This is a genomic window from Nonomuraea fuscirosea (assembly GCF_035917475.1).
GTDB lineage: Bacteria > Actinomycetota > Actinomycetes > Streptosporangiales > Streptosporangiaceae > Nonomuraea > Nonomuraea fuscirosea.
Map to the genome: position 1 here is coordinate 9,512,281 of NZ_CP109074.1, position 12,600 is coordinate 9,524,880.

The following is a 12,600-nucleotide window of genomic DNA, read 5'->3' on the forward strand; positions in this document are numbered from 1 at the left end:
TGCGCCATGTAGCTGCTGCTCAGGACGGGGCTGGAAGTACGTCAGCCTTCGCCAGAGCGTTGTGGCGGCTGAGTATCCGGCCGACGCCGCCATCGACGAGCGCCACCAGGACGACTGCTGGCGGTGCAACGGGACCGGACAGGCGGGTGCGCTGCTGTGAACATCTACGTTGGCTGCCTCGCTCCTCATGTCGCCCCACCTCGGACGGACTGTATGCGCTTGGTATGGCGGGAGGCCGCACTGGAGCAGGACTCCCTGCGCGTGATCGCGTACACCTGCGACTGCGAGGACGTGGTCTACGAGCTGTGTCGTGAGGCCGGTCTCTTTTACATCCTCCGGACCGAACGCCGTGACGGCGTCGTGCAGCAGGTTCACGAGACCTATCGCTGGCGCTACAAGGAAGCGTGTGAAGTCTGGGTCGCCCTTCTCGACGGCGGGGCTCAATAGGCGGGCACGACGGAAGTCGAGTTCAGGGGTGCTGAACCGTCGTGTCTTGGAGCTGGTGGAGGGGCTTGCCGTAGCGCAGTCGGACAGTCCCTCCACCAGTCCGTACGCTTCCCACGGCAGAGGGGGAGACAGGTTGACCAACTCCAACTAGGCTTTACGACAAGTCGAGTTGTTGGATGGTCGTCATGTCCTCTGAAGAGTTCGCGCCACCGAAGTACGCCCAGATCGTGCAGACGATCAGGCAGAAGATCGCGGACGGGACCTATCCGCCTGGCTCCCTGCTGCCCTCCGAGACGCAGCTTGTTCGAGACTTCAAGGTGAGCCGTCCAACGGTCGTCCGCGCCCTCCAGGTTCTCCAGCTCCGCGGCGTCATCGAGCGGGAGCATGGCAAGGGCTCCTTCGTGAAGGCGGCCCCACCGGGCGCGTCCAGCCAGAATCCCCGTCCGGGACGGGCCGTCCTGGATCGTGTGGAAGCCGACGAGAACAGCACGGTCATCGACGCCGGACCCGTGGCGGCCTCTGCGGCAGTCGCCAAACTGCTGGACGTGCCGGAGGGATCCACGGTCGTACGGCGCCGTGTTCTCTTCCGCGATGACGAGCGTCCGACAGACCTGTTCACCGTGTGGTGTCCGGTGCATCAGGCCGAGGGAACGCAGCTCGGCGAGGCGGAGCCTCTCCACGCCGGCATCAGAGAACATCTCCGAGAGAGCAAGGGTCTCAAGCTCCAACACGTCGTCGAACGGCTGAGCGCTCGGCACCCCTCGACGGACGAAGCCAAGCTCATGGAGATACGCAAGAGCGCGCCGGTTCTCGGAGTGCTGGCCAGCGTGTTCAACGGCGGCGGACGGCCCGTGCTTGTCGTGGATCTAGTGCTGCCGGGCGATCTTCACGAGTTGGAAGACTCCTACTCGCTCTGATTCAGAACCTGCCCCACAGCTCCCCATTTCGCAACACTCGGCCTAAACCGGGACATTCTCCGCATTACTGCTTTCCTTGCTATGTCATGAATTGATCCGGTTCGCCACGTGTCTTATGTGCGCATTTCTCCTTGCTCTATAAAGATCTTGAAGAAATCCCGCTAACTCGTGTTGTCAAGTCCCAGAGCTGTGGGTACCTTCATGACAACTCGACAAGACGACAAGCCAGGAGTAAGTCTCATGGCACTGCAAGGTCCCATCCCCGTCTCGTTCGACATGGTCTTCCCGCACGGCTGCTACATCGTGGGCGAGGTCGAGCCCGTCAAGGACTTCGACGCCTCGACCAACGGGCGCTTCGTCCAGACCCGCGACAAGCAGAGCGGAGAGCTCGTCTGGCAGGTCAGCGTCATGGACGCCGACCCCACGCTCAAGGCGGCTCAGAAGACCGTCTCTGTCAAGATCCTCAGCCCGGTACAGCCGGTTCCTCCGGCTCCGATGGCCGGGCTGCCGTTCACGCCGGTCGAGTTCGACCACATGACCGCAACGCCCTACGTCAACCAGGCCGGACGGCTCGCTTACTCGATCAAGGTTCGCGAGATGCGCGCTCCTCGTCCGGCCGGTAAGACCACGGCCGCCAAGGACGCGGCGTGATGGGGCGGCAGAAGGCCCGTCCGGTCAGCACTATCGCGCTCAAGGTCGGCCAGGGCGCTGATGTGCGGAACCATCCGTATCCGCAGCGGTCGCCGGTCCTGGGGCTCGTCTTCGGCGGCACACAGGTACTCGTCACCACGTCGGCCAACGATCACGTCACCCTCGACGACGTCGAGTTCGCTCGGAGTCTGGCGCGGGAGGCCGCCATGTTCGCGGGTGCGGTGGAGCGCATGTTCCACGGCCTGCCGAACGGGCTGGGGGTGGCGGGTCGATGACGCTCAGCCCGTACACCTATGTCACCGTCTCCATGCGTCCCGATCAGCCATCGCGGTTCAGTGTCGCCTTCTGCTCGGCGGAACTGCGGGCGCGTGCCTGGCTCGGGGAGAACGGCAAGCCCTGCTTCGACCTGAACGCCTCAGACGCCTCGGTGACCGTCTCGACCTCGGGATCGGTGACCGACGACGACCTGACCATTGCTCGCGAGATCTTCAACGCCGCCGCTCGGTACCTGGCCGACTGCGAGCGGCTGCACTCCGGCGAGTCAGGCAAGGCCACCGACAGCGAGGCGGCCTGATGCTCAGCGGGGCCGCAGGAAGCGGCAACTTCCGGCGGCCCCTCGGTCTTCCGCACACACGCGACATGCATGGAAGGACTTCACCCTAATGTTCAAGAGGATGCCCGGCGACGAGCCGCACCGCATCGTCTCCACCACCCCTGACACGGCGGTGGTCTTCAAACCGGCCGTGGTGCAGACCCCGGCCATCATCACTCTGGTCATCTTCATCGCCCGGTTCGTAGCCGGCCTTTTCCGCCTCGTCTGGCGGCATCCCGTCGCGCTGGCCACGATCGCCGTTCCCGCTGGGCTCTGCCTCGTGTACGGCTGGCGCGTCGCGCTGTTGCTAGTCGTTCCGGCTCTCGTGGCCATGGGCGCCTGGGCGATCCTCGACAGGGCGACATTCGCACGATGGATCGGCTGGCGGATGGTCGCTTTCGGCCGCTGGTTCTGGATCTATAGGCGGCACTGGCAACCGGTCATGGCCGTCGCCGGGCTGGCTCGGCACATACGCGGACGGGAGTACATTCCGCGGCTGGTCAAGGTCACCTCCGATTCCTGGGCCGATCGGTTCACCGTCCGCATGCTCGACGGCCAAGCGGTCAAGGACTGGTCCGACAGGTTCGAGAACCTGTCCCATGGCTTCGGGTCGGAGACGTGTCGGGTCTCGGTGGCCAAGCCCGGCCAACTCGTGCTGACCTTCCCACGTCACGATCCGTTGGCGACGCCGATAGCAGCGCTTCCGATTCCGGATACACCGACTGTCGGGCCGGTCGAGATCGGCAGGCAAGAGGACGGCTCGCCGTGGCTTCTCCGGCTGCATGGGACTCATGTCCTCGTCGCCGGGGCCACTGGGGCGGGCAAGGGCTCGATCATCTGGTCAGCGATTCATGGCCTCATGCCTGCCATGCACGCGGGCCTGGTCGAGATCTGGGCGCTCGATCCGAAGCTGATGGAGCTGTCGTACGGCAGGGCTCTCTTCGGCGGCCGGTACGCGGCTGATCCCGCTGACTGCGCTGACCTGCTCGATGAGGCCGTGAGCGTCATGCAGAAGCGTGCGGCTCGCTTCGCCGGGGTCCAGCGTTCGCACACGCCTACCCTCGACGATCCCTTCGTCCTGGTCGTGGTCGACGAGGTGGCGTTCCTAACCGCTTACCAGTCCGACAGGCAGCTCAGGCAGCGCATCTCGGCTGCCCTGGCCACGCTGGCCTCCGCTGCGCTTCGTGCGGGGTGCTGAATGTCCTCTGGCTCGACTCGGTGCGTGGCCTGGTCGAGTGCTCCGAGTGCGGACAGACCGCGCTCACGTTCCCCGAGATCGGAGAGGGGGTCCGTTGAACGACCGCAAGACTCCGCGCGCTGTCCGCATGGCTCAACCGCTCGCCCGCGACGTGGCCGAGGAGATCGCCAAGCTTCACGGCGTCTGCATCCGGCCCGTCGCGCTCAGGCGGCTCGACATGACGACCGGCAAGTCAGAGGTCGTCGATGTTCCGTGCGGCTCACCGCTGGAGAGCAAGTGTCCTCCGTGCGCCAAGCGCAACCGGCAGCTCCGAATGGCGCAGTGCCGGGAGGGATGGCACCTCGATGAGGAGCCGATCATCACGCCCGACGAGGCGACCGATGGGCAGCGCTGGCTCGTCGAGTTCCGGGCCGACATGCAGGCCAAGCGCGACGAGGAGGAAAAGGCCGGCGGCGACACCTCCGACTTGGACGCCGCGCTCACCGGGCTCGACATCGAGATCAACGAGGCCGGGATGCGCGGCAACGTGCTGGGGCGTACGGGATCCAAGCGGGTCCGCTCAACGAAGCGTCGCCAGGACGCACCCGACCTGCCCAAGCGGAAGATGGGCAGCACAACTCTGGGCCGGACCTTCGAAGCGTCGGACGGCAGGACCTATCGTCCTTCGCTGTTCGTCACGCTCACCCTGCCGAGCTACGGCAAGGTCATGAACGGCGCTCCCATCGATTCGGACACGTACGACTACGTTCGGGCGGCTCGTGACGCGCTGCACTTCTCCAAGCTGGTGGACCGGTTCGTGCAGAACCTTCGCCGGGTCGCTGGCTATGACGTGCAGTACTTCGCCACGGTTGAGCCTCAGAAGCGGCTCGCCCCGCACCTGCACATGGCCGTCCGGGGCACTCTGCCGCGCGCCGAGATGAAGCAGATCGCGGCGGCGACCTATCACCAGATCTGGTGGCCTCAGGCGGATGAAGCGCGCTTCGAGGGTGACCGTCTGCCCGTCTGGAACGACGGCGTCGGCTACGTGGATCCCGACACGGGCGAGGTCCTCCCCACCTGGGACGAAGCTCTCGATCAGCTCGGCGACGAGCCCATGCACGTGATCCGCTTCGGTGACCAGGTGGACGTCAAGGGGGTGCTCGCCGGGTCGCCGGACGCCGATCAGTGCATCCGGTACCTGTCCAAGTACCTCACGAAGAGCCTGGGCGAGACCTTGGATGGGCAGGCCTCGCGGGAACACGCGGCCCGCTTCGTCGATGCCCTGCGCTACGAACCATGCTCGCCGACCTGCCCGAACTGGCTCCGGTACGGCGTGCAGCCCAAGAGCGCCAAGCAGGGCATGATGCCCGGCCGGTGTAGGTCCAAGGCCCACAAGCCCGAACACCTCGGCTACGCCGGTCGCCGGGTCCTCGTCTCCCGCAAGTGGAGCAGCAAGACGCTCGCCGAGCACAAGCAGGATCGCCGCACCTGGGTCCTGGAAGCGCTCGGCCAGGCCGACGAACCCACCGACCCACACCGCTACATCTGGCAACCGGTCAAGCCAGGCGATCCCGACGTCGCTCCGATCGGTGTCCGGCTCCTGCGATCCATCGCCGAACGCCAGCGATGGCGCGCTCACCTGAGACGCCTCGAAGAACTTTCGGCAACTCCGCAGGCAGCCTGAGAGGAGGAGATCTTGGACCAACTGTTCACCGTCCCGCCAGCGGCCGACCTGCTCAGCACCTCGGTTCGCTTCGTCCGCCGACTGATCGCCGAACGCCGGATCGAGTTCGTGAAGGTCGGGCGGCACGTCCGCATCCGTGAGTCCGCACTGATCGCCTTCGTCGTCGCCGGGACAGTCGCGCCCATGACGACCTTCGACGCAACCGGGAGGGCCGCCTGATGGCGAACAAGGAGAACCACCGCCGTTTCGGCAGCATTCGCAAGCGGGAGTCAGGGCGGTACCAGATCCGCTATCCCGCACCGGATGGCCGGATGCGCACAGGCACCGACACCTACGAACGCAAGTCCGACGCGGAACGAGCACTCTCGCCCATCGAGGCACAGATCATCAAGGGCGAATGGAACGATCCAGAACGCGGCAAGGTCAAGCTGCGCGACTACGCCGAGACCTGGATCGCTCAACGCCCTGGTCTGCGTCCCCGGACGGTCGATCTCTATCGCTGGCTGCTGAAGAAGCACATCACGCCGCATCTCGGCAACGTCCAGATAGCCAAGATCAGCACTTCGACTGTTCGGCAATGGCGGGCCGATCTGCTCGGCAACGGAGTATCGGTGAGCATGGCGGCCAAGGCATATCGGCTGCTAAGGGCTGTACTGATGACCGCCGCCGACGACCGCGTCATCCCGCACAACCCGTGCCGAATCCGCGGGGCCGGCGACGAGCACGCACAAGAACGTCCCGTGCTCATCGTCTCCCAGGTGTCCGAGCTGGCCGACCGAGTAGGGCTACGTCCGATCGGCAATGTCCGCAAGATCAAGGACCAGGAATATCGGCTGCGATTCCAACGCCACGGCGCGATGCGCACTCATCCGGAGATCTTCCACGCGCGTGCAGCGGCTGAGCGTGCACTTTGGAAGATGGCCATGGATGGAAAGGCCGACTCCACCCAGGACCGGCGGTTCCGTGCGATGGTGCTGCTGGCCACCTTCGTGAGCCTGCGGTGGGGCGAGGTCAGCGCACTACGCCGGATGGACGTCGATCTCAAGGCACGTACGGTCCGCGTCCGGGTCGCCTTCGTCGAGCGCTCCGCAGGCGGGCTGGCGCTGGGGCCTCCCAAGTCCAAGGCCGGACGCCGAACGGTCGGCATCCCGCAGAGCATCGTCCCCGTCCTTCAAAAGCACATGGACACCTACGTCCAAGACGAGCCGGGCGCCCTCATGTTCCCAGCGGCCAAGGGCGGCCCGATACCCCGCAGCGGCTTCAACACCCGCACGCGGTGGGTGGACGTCGTCTCGGAGATGGGCCTGTCGGGGCTCCATTTCCACGATCTGAGGCACACGGGCAACATGCTGGCCGCCGAGTCCGGCGCGGGCCTCAAGGACCTCATGGCACGCATGGGACACGACAACGTACGAGCGGCCATGATCTACCAGCACGCGGTCAGAGGAGCCGACGAGGCGATCACCAACGCCATCGATCGGCAACTCGAAGCGCGAGACGATGACGACGACGAGGGCACAGCGGGCGCACTGGTCCCCGCAGGCTGATCACGAGCTAATGGCCCGTTAATGGCCCGCGAAGATCGAACCAGTCCGGAAACAACTAAGGCCCGGGTCGGGATTCAAGTCCCCACCTGGGCCTTCACCATGAGAGCGGGTGACGGGAATCGAACCCGCGCTGTCAGCTTGGGAAGCTGATGTTCTACCATTGAACTACACCCGCGTGCGGCCCGAAGGCGCATCCACCACTCTAGCGGAAACTTGGCGCACTTCAGCAATCTCAGCCCCACCCAACTTCGCACCCCATCCCCACCCGACCGGTAAGTTGCTCCCCGTGTTGCTATCTGACCGTGACATCCTTGCCGAGATCGACTCCGGCCGTCTGGCTCTGGATCCGTTCGACCCGGAGATGATCCAGCCCTCCAGCATCGACGTGCGGCTCGATCGGTTCTTCCGGGTCTTCGAAAACCACAAATATCCGCACATCGACCCTTCGGTCGAGCAGCCGGATCTGACGCGGATGGTGGAGCCGAGCGGGGACGAGCCGTTCATCCTGCATCCGGGCGAGTTCGTGCTGGCCTCCACCTACGAGGTCGTCAGCCTGCCCGACGACCTGGCCTCGCGGCTGGAGGGGAAGAGTTCGCTGGGGAGGCTGGGGCTGCTGACGCATTCGACGGCCGGGTTCATCGATCCGGGGTTCAACGGGCATGTGACGTTGGAGCTGTCGAACGTGGCGACGTTGCCGATCAAGTTGTGGCCGGGGATGAAGATCGGGCAGTTGTGCGTGTTCCGGCTCAGCTCCCCGTCGGAGCACCCTTACGGGTCCGCCAAGTACGGTTCGCGGTATCAGGGCCAGCGAGGTCCGACTCCGTCACGGTCGTACCGGAACTTCCATCGGACGAAGATCTGAACGAGAAGAGCCGCACTAGATGAACAACAGGTGAACATCAGCGGAACAAGTAAGTGACCAAGATCGGGACATCGCCCGCGCACGAGGTGTTTTGACCGGCTCTCGAAGGGGTTCGAGGTGCAGAAAAACGCCGAAAACTACGCGGAATCGCGGTGTCGCAGAACCTCCGCCGGGTAGCCAGTAGGCGAAGGGGACATGAAGTTCGCATTTCGCCTGGTTAGCCATAACCTCATCCACGGACCATCCCCGCACATCTGGAGAACGACGTGCGCCTGCGTCTCACGCCACGTGAGGACAGCTACTACGACCTGTTCGCCGACTCCGCGAACAACCTGGTCACGGCATCCCGTCTGTTGGTCGAGATCATCAGTGACGGCTCGGACAGGGAAGCCCTGGCCGAGAAGATGCGCGCCTGCGAGCACGCCGGTGACGAACGCACCCACGCGATCATGAACCGGCTCAACGAGAGCTTCATCACCCCGTTCGACCGCGAGGACATCTACCGGCTCGCCTCGAACCTCGACGACGTCATGGACGCGATGGAGGCCGCCTCCGACCTCATCGTGCTCTACCAGATCGATCACCTGCCCAAGGACGTCGTACGGCAGGTCGAGGTGCTGGAGCGGGCAGCGGAGCTGACCGCCGAGGCGATGCCGCGGCTGCGTTCGATGAAGAACCTCAACGAGTACTGGATCGAGGTCAACCGGCTCGAGAACCAGGGCGACCAGGTCTACCGGCGGCTGCTGGCCAAGCTGTTCAGCGGTGAGTACGACGCCCTCACGGTGATGAAGATGAAGGAGGTCGTCGACGCGCTCGAGGAGGCGGCCGACGCCTTCGAGCACGTGGCCAACACGGTCGAGTCGATCGCGGTCAAGGAAAGCTAGGACCAGCGGTGGACCTCACGCTCGGCCTCGTCATCGGCGTGGTCGTCATAGCCCTGATCTTCGACTACACCAACGGATTCCACGACGCGGCGAACGCCATCGCCACCTCCGTCTCGACCCGGGCCCTGACCCCCAGGGCCGCGCTGTTCATGGCGGCGGCCATGAACTTCATCGGCGCCCACCTGGGCACCCAGGTCGCGCAGACGGTCGGCAAGGGCATCATCGACGCTCCCGACGGCTCGCACGGCCTGGTCATCGTGGCCGCGGGACTCATCGGCGCGATCACCTGGAACCTGATCACCTGGTACTTCGGCCTGCCCTCCTCCTCCAGTCACGCGCTCATCGGCGGCCTGGTGGGCTCCGCGCTGGCCTCGGCCAGCGTGGTGCACTGGGACGGCGTGGTGGCGAAGGTCGTCATCCCGATGGTGCTCTCACCGCTGATCGGGTTCACCCTCGCCGCGGCGATCATGATCGCGATCTACTGGATCTTCCGCAACAGCCAGCCGGGCAAGACGAACCGCGGCTTCCGCTACGCGCAGACCGTCTCGGCCGCCGCCATGGCGCTCGGGCACGGGCTGCAGGACGCGCAGAAGACGATGGGCGTCATCTTCCTGGCCCTCACCGTCGGCGGCTTCGCGCAGCCGTCGGACGGCATCCCGCAGTGGGTCATCCTCGCCGCCGCGGGGGCGATCTCCCTGGGCACGTACGCGGGCGGCTGGCGCATCATGCGCACGCTGGGCCGGCGGATCATCGCGCTGGACCCGCCCCAGGGGTTCGCCGCGGAGGCGGCGGCGGCGACCGTCCTGTACGGGGCCGCCATCGGGTTCGGGGCGCCCATCTCCACCACGCACACGATCACCTCGGCGATCATGGGCGTGGGGGCCACCAAGCGGCTCAGTGCCGTGCGGTGGGGGGTCGCCGGGAACATCGTGACCGGATGGATCCTGACCATCCCCGCGGCTGCGCTGGTGGCCGCTCTGTCCTACTTCGTCCTGCACGCCGTCGTGGAAGGGTAAGGAAGCCAGTCCGCCGGATCACTCCGCCGGCGCGTACATCACGTCCACGTCCCAGCGGTTGAAGCCGAGGGACTCGTACAGCCGGATCGCCGCCGTGTTGGTCTCGTCCACGTACAGCATCGCCTGGGCGAGACCGCGCGAGCGCAGGTGGCCCAGCCCGGCCAGGGTGAGGATCTTGCCCAGGCCGGTGCCCTGCTGGGAGGGGTCGACGCCGACCACGTACACCTCGCCCAGCGGCTCGTGGCCGTGGTCTGACGAGCCGTGGATCTTCGTCCAGTGGAAGCCGACGAGCCGATCGCCTCTGAAAGCCAGGAAGAAGCCCTCGGGGTCGAACCAGGGCTCCTGCTCGCGCCGCAGCAGGTCGTCCATCGTCCAGGCGCCCTGCTCGGGGTGGTGGGCGAAGGCGGCCGCGTTGACCTTGAGCCAGGCCTCCTCGTCCCGTCCGGCCACGAAGGTGCGCACGCTCACGCCCTCGGGCAGCGTGTACGGGGCCAGCGGCGCGTACAGGGAACGCCGCATCTGCCACAGCGACCGCACCCGGTCGAAGCCGAACGCGGCGGCCAGAGCGCCGGCGCCGGCGTGGTCCCCGTGGGCCCACAGCCGGGGCCTGCCGCCGGTCAGCTCCATGACCGTGCGCAGCACGCGCGTGCCGTGCCCGTGGCGGCGATGAGCCGGGTGGATGACCAGCTCCACGCTCGGCCCCTCGACCTCGTCGGTCGGGTCGACGTGGGCGTAACCCACCAGAGCGTCATCCGCGTACGCCAGCAGCGAACGCGCCTGCGCGTCGCCGCCGTAGCGTAGATGGAGCATCACGTGCTCGTTGAGCGGGCGGACACCGTCGGTCTCCGTCGCCGCCGCCACCAGGCCGAGCACCCTGTCGATCTCCTGGTCGTCCAGCCGTTCCCTGATCTCCACGCGCGCAGTCACAGAACGAACTCTAGGCGGCCGACTGGCAAATAACGCCATGCGGCAGCCCGGCAAATCGTTACCTTTGCGACATTGGCTGCATAGCTTCCCGCCGTAACGTCTTGGGCCATGACGTCTCGTTCCTTCCTCCGGCTGGCGCTGGCCGGAGCCGTCGCCACGGGTGGGGTCCTGTTCACCACCCTTCCGGCGGACGCGGGCAAAGCCCCCAAGACGGTTCCCGTCCGGCTGCTCGCGCTCAACGACTTCCACGGCAACCTCGAACCGCCGACCGGGTCCTCGGGCCGCATGGTGGACGAGAACGGCAACACGGTCGACGCCGGCGGCGCGGCCTACATCGCCACGCACATGAAGGGCCTGACCGACAGGAACACCATCGCCGTCGCCCAGGGCGACCTCATCGGGGCGACGCCGCTGGTCTCTGCGGCCTACCACGACGAGCCGTCGGTGGAGTTCATGGGCAAGCTGGGGCTCAAGGTGGCCGCGGTCGGCAACCACGAGTTCGACGAGGGCTACACCGAGCTGCGCCGGATCATGAACGGCGGCTGCCACCCGGTCGACGGCTGCTCGCCGGCCGGCAAGTGGAAGGGCGCCAAGTTCGACTACGTGGGCGCGAACGTCCTGTTCAAGAACCCCCGTGAGCGCACGGACGCGCTGGCCGCCCTCGGCGGGTCGAACTCGGCCAAGGTCAAGCAGGTCCTGGCCGACTGGGGCGTGCCCGCGCTGCCGCCCGTCAGCATCAAGGTGATGAACGGCGTGCCGATCGGCTTCATCGGGCTGGTCACGCAGACGACGCCGAGCATCGTCACGAGCGAGGGGATCAAGGACCTCAAGTTCGTGGACGAGGTCAAGGCGGCGAACGTGGCCTCCAAGCTGCTCAAGCTGGTCGGCGTGAAAGCCCAGGTCGTCCTGGTGCACGAAGGCGACCAGGTCACGGCCGGCCAGTCGCCGGACGCCTGCAGCGCCGTCCCGGGAGCGGGCAACCGCATCGCCACGCAGGTGGACGCCGAGATCGACCTCATCCTGAGCGGCCACTCCCACCAGGCGTACCTGTGCAAGGTGAAGGACCCGGCCGGCCAGGACCGCCTGTACTCCCAGGGCGGCTCGTTCGGGCGCGTGATCACGCAGGTCGACCTGAGGGTGAACACCAAGACGCGGGACGTCGAACGCGCCTCCGTCGTCGCGGACAACCACGTCGTGACCCGTACGGTCCCCGCCGACCCCGAGATCTCGGCGTTCGTGCAGACCTGGAAGGACCGCGTCGCCCCCGTCGCGAACCGCCCGGTCGGGACGATCAGTGCCGACATCACGAACACGGCCGCGCCGTCCGGCGAGTCGCCGCTCGGCAACCTCATCGCCGACGGCCAGCTCGCCGCCACGCGGACGGGCGGCAACGCGCAGATCGCGCTGATGAACCCGGGTGGCGTACGGGCGTCGCTGGCGTACACGAGCTCTCCCGTGAACGAGGGGGACGGCGTCGTCACCTACGGCGAGGCGTTCACCGTGCAGCCGTTCAACAACCTGATGCAGGTCGTCACGCTGACCGGCGCCCAGCTCAAGACGGTGCTTGAGCAGCAGTTCACCGGCGGGCCGAACAACCAGGCCTTCACCAAGATCCTGCAGCCGTCGGCGAACTTCACCTACACCTACAGCCGGGGCGCCGCCTGGGGCTCCAAGGTCTCCGACATGAAGATCGACGGGGTGCCGGTGACGGACACCCAGACGATCCGGGTCGCCGCCAACAACTTCCTGGTGGGCGGTGGTGACGCCTTCCTCGCCTTCACCGAGGGCACGGAGCTGTGGAGCGGGCCGCTGGACATCGACGCCTTCGTCGACCAGCTCGGCCGCGACAACCCGATCGCCCCGCCGGCGACGAACCGCATCACCGCTGTGGACTGA

14 protein-coding genes and 1 tRNA gene are annotated in these 12,600 nt (G+C 66.4%); 13 read left to right on the plus strand and 2 right to left on the minus strand.

Annotated elements, in window-relative coordinates:
* The first annotated feature begins 213 nt into the window (after positions 1–213).
* The 9 genes from OIE67_RS43405 to OIE67_RS43445 all read left to right on the plus strand — a co-directional run bounded on the left by OIE67_RS43405 (position 214) and on the right by OIE67_RS43445 (position 7,015).
* Positions 214–447 carry a hypothetical protein gene (locus OIE67_RS43405; protein ID WP_326631493.1) on the plus strand — a complete coding sequence of 78 codons (234 nt, stop codon included), beginning with the start codon at positions 214–216 and terminating at the stop codon, positions 445–447.
* A gap of 185 nt (positions 448–632) precedes the next feature.
* Positions 633–1,364 (plus strand): GntR family transcriptional regulator, encoded by a 732-nt coding sequence (locus tag OIE67_RS43410; RefSeq protein ID WP_246646640.1) that lies wholly within the window; start codon positions 633–635, stop codon positions 1,362–1,364.
* A 240-nt stretch (positions 1,365–1,604) separates the two neighbouring features.
* Positions 1,605–2,015 (plus strand): plasmid replication, integration and excision activator, encoded by a 411-nt coding sequence (locus OIE67_RS43415; protein WP_326631497.1) that lies wholly within the window; start codon positions 1,605–1,607, stop codon positions 2,013–2,015.
* Complete coding sequence (locus OIE67_RS43420; protein ID WP_326631499.1) at positions 2,015–2,290, plus strand: hypothetical protein; 276 nt, start codon at positions 2,015–2,017, stop codon at positions 2,288–2,290. The genes OIE67_RS43415 and OIE67_RS43420 overlap by 1 nt, the downstream gene beginning before the upstream one ends.
* A complete protein-coding gene (locus OIE67_RS43425) occupies positions 2,287–2,589 on the plus strand; it encodes a hypothetical protein (protein ID WP_326631501.1) in 303 nt (100 codons plus the stop codon). The genes OIE67_RS43420 and OIE67_RS43425 overlap by 4 nt, the downstream gene beginning before the upstream one ends.
* Positions 2,590–2,689: 100 nt before the next feature.
* Positions 2,690–3,805 carry an FtsK/SpoIIIE domain-containing protein gene (locus tag OIE67_RS43430; RefSeq protein ID WP_326631503.1) on the plus strand — a complete coding sequence of 372 codons (1,116 nt, stop codon included), beginning with the start codon at positions 2,690–2,692 and terminating at the stop codon, positions 3,803–3,805.
* Positions 3,806–3,932: 127 nt separating this feature from the next.
* Positions 3,933–5,468, plus strand: coding sequence for a replication initiator (locus OIE67_RS43435; protein ID WP_326645671.1), 1,536 nt, complete (start codon positions 3,933–3,935; stop codon positions 5,466–5,468).
* 12 nt (positions 5,469–5,480) lie between these two features.
* Entirely contained in the window at positions 5,481–5,687 is a 207-nt protein-coding gene (locus tag OIE67_RS43440; RefSeq protein WP_326631504.1) for a helix-turn-helix domain-containing protein, read from the plus strand.
* Complete coding sequence (locus tag OIE67_RS43445) at positions 5,687–7,015, plus strand: tyrosine-type recombinase/integrase (protein ID WP_326631506.1); 1,329 nt, start codon at positions 5,687–5,689, stop codon at positions 7,013–7,015. Before OIE67_RS43440 ends, OIE67_RS43445 begins: the two co-directional genes overlap by 1 nt.
* Before the next feature lie 104 nt (positions 7,016–7,119).
* On the opposite strand, the gene OIE67_RS43450 is transcribed toward OIE67_RS43445, so the two are convergent.
* A tRNA-Gly gene (locus OIE67_RS43450) sits at positions 7,120–7,190 on the minus strand.
* 111 nt (positions 7,191–7,301) lie between these two features.
* On the opposite strand from OIE67_RS43450, the gene dcd reads away from it, so the two are divergent.
* The 3 genes from dcd (at position 7,302) to OIE67_RS43465 (ending at position 9,777) form a co-directional block, all read left to right on the plus strand.
* Positions 7,302–7,877 carry a dCTP deaminase gene (gene dcd / locus OIE67_RS43455; RefSeq protein WP_326631507.1) on the plus strand — a complete coding sequence of 192 codons (576 nt, stop codon included), beginning with the start codon at positions 7,302–7,304 and terminating at the stop codon, positions 7,875–7,877.
* A 266-nt stretch (positions 7,878–8,143) separates the two neighbouring features.
* Complete coding sequence (locus OIE67_RS43460) at positions 8,144–8,761, plus strand: DUF47 domain-containing protein (RefSeq protein WP_106243913.1); 618 nt, start codon at positions 8,144–8,146, stop codon at positions 8,759–8,761.
* A gap of 8 nt (positions 8,762–8,769) precedes the next feature.
* Entirely contained in the window at positions 8,770–9,777 is a 1,008-nt protein-coding gene (locus OIE67_RS43465) for an inorganic phosphate transporter (protein WP_326631514.1), read from the plus strand.
* Between the two features lie 18 nt (positions 9,778–9,795).
* Here OIE67_RS43465 and mshD read toward each other — a convergent pair whose 3' ends face one another.
* Positions 9,796–10,704, minus strand: a complete 909-nt coding sequence (gene mshD / locus OIE67_RS43470; RefSeq protein WP_326631516.1) for a mycothiol synthase — start codon at positions 10,702–10,704, stop codon at positions 9,796–9,798.
* A gap of 108 nt (positions 10,705–10,812) precedes the next feature.
* Here mshD and OIE67_RS43475 point away from each other — a divergent pair, with 108 nt between their 5' ends.
* Complete coding sequence (locus tag OIE67_RS43475) at positions 10,813–12,600, plus strand: bifunctional metallophosphatase/5'-nucleotidase (protein WP_326631517.1); 1,788 nt, start codon at positions 10,813–10,815, stop codon at positions 12,598–12,600.

Coding starts and splice junctions, on each gene's coding strand:
- OIE67_RS43430 (WP_326631503.1), top strand. CDS start 2,690: ATGCCCGGCGACGAGCCGCACCGCATCGTCTCCACCACCCCTGACACG.
- OIE67_RS43475 (WP_326631517.1), top strand. CDS start 10,813: ATGACGTCTCGTTCCTTCCTCCGGCTGGCGCTGGCCGGAGCCGTCGCC.
- OIE67_RS43445 (WP_326631506.1), top strand. CDS start 5,687: ATGGCGAACAAGGAGAACCACCGCCGTTTCGGCAGCATTCGCAAGCGG.
- OIE67_RS43415 (WP_326631497.1), top strand. CDS start 1,605: ATGGCACTGCAAGGTCCCATCCCCGTCTCGTTCGACATGGTCTTCCCG.
- OIE67_RS43420 (WP_326631499.1), top strand. CDS start 2,015: ATGGGGCGGCAGAAGGCCCGTCCGGTCAGCACTATCGCGCTCAAGGTC.
- OIE67_RS43435 (WP_326645671.1), top strand. CDS start 3,933: ATGGCTCAACCGCTCGCCCGCGACGTGGCCGAGGAGATCGCCAAGCTT.
- OIE67_RS43425 (WP_326631501.1), top strand. CDS start 2,287: ATGACGCTCAGCCCGTACACCTATGTCACCGTCTCCATGCGTCCCGAT.
- OIE67_RS43410 (WP_246646640.1), top strand. CDS start 633: ATGTCCTCTGAAGAGTTCGCGCCACCGAAGTACGCCCAGATCGTGCAG.
- OIE67_RS43405 (WP_326631493.1), top strand. CDS start 214: ATGCGCTTGGTATGGCGGGAGGCCGCACTGGAGCAGGACTCCCTGCGC.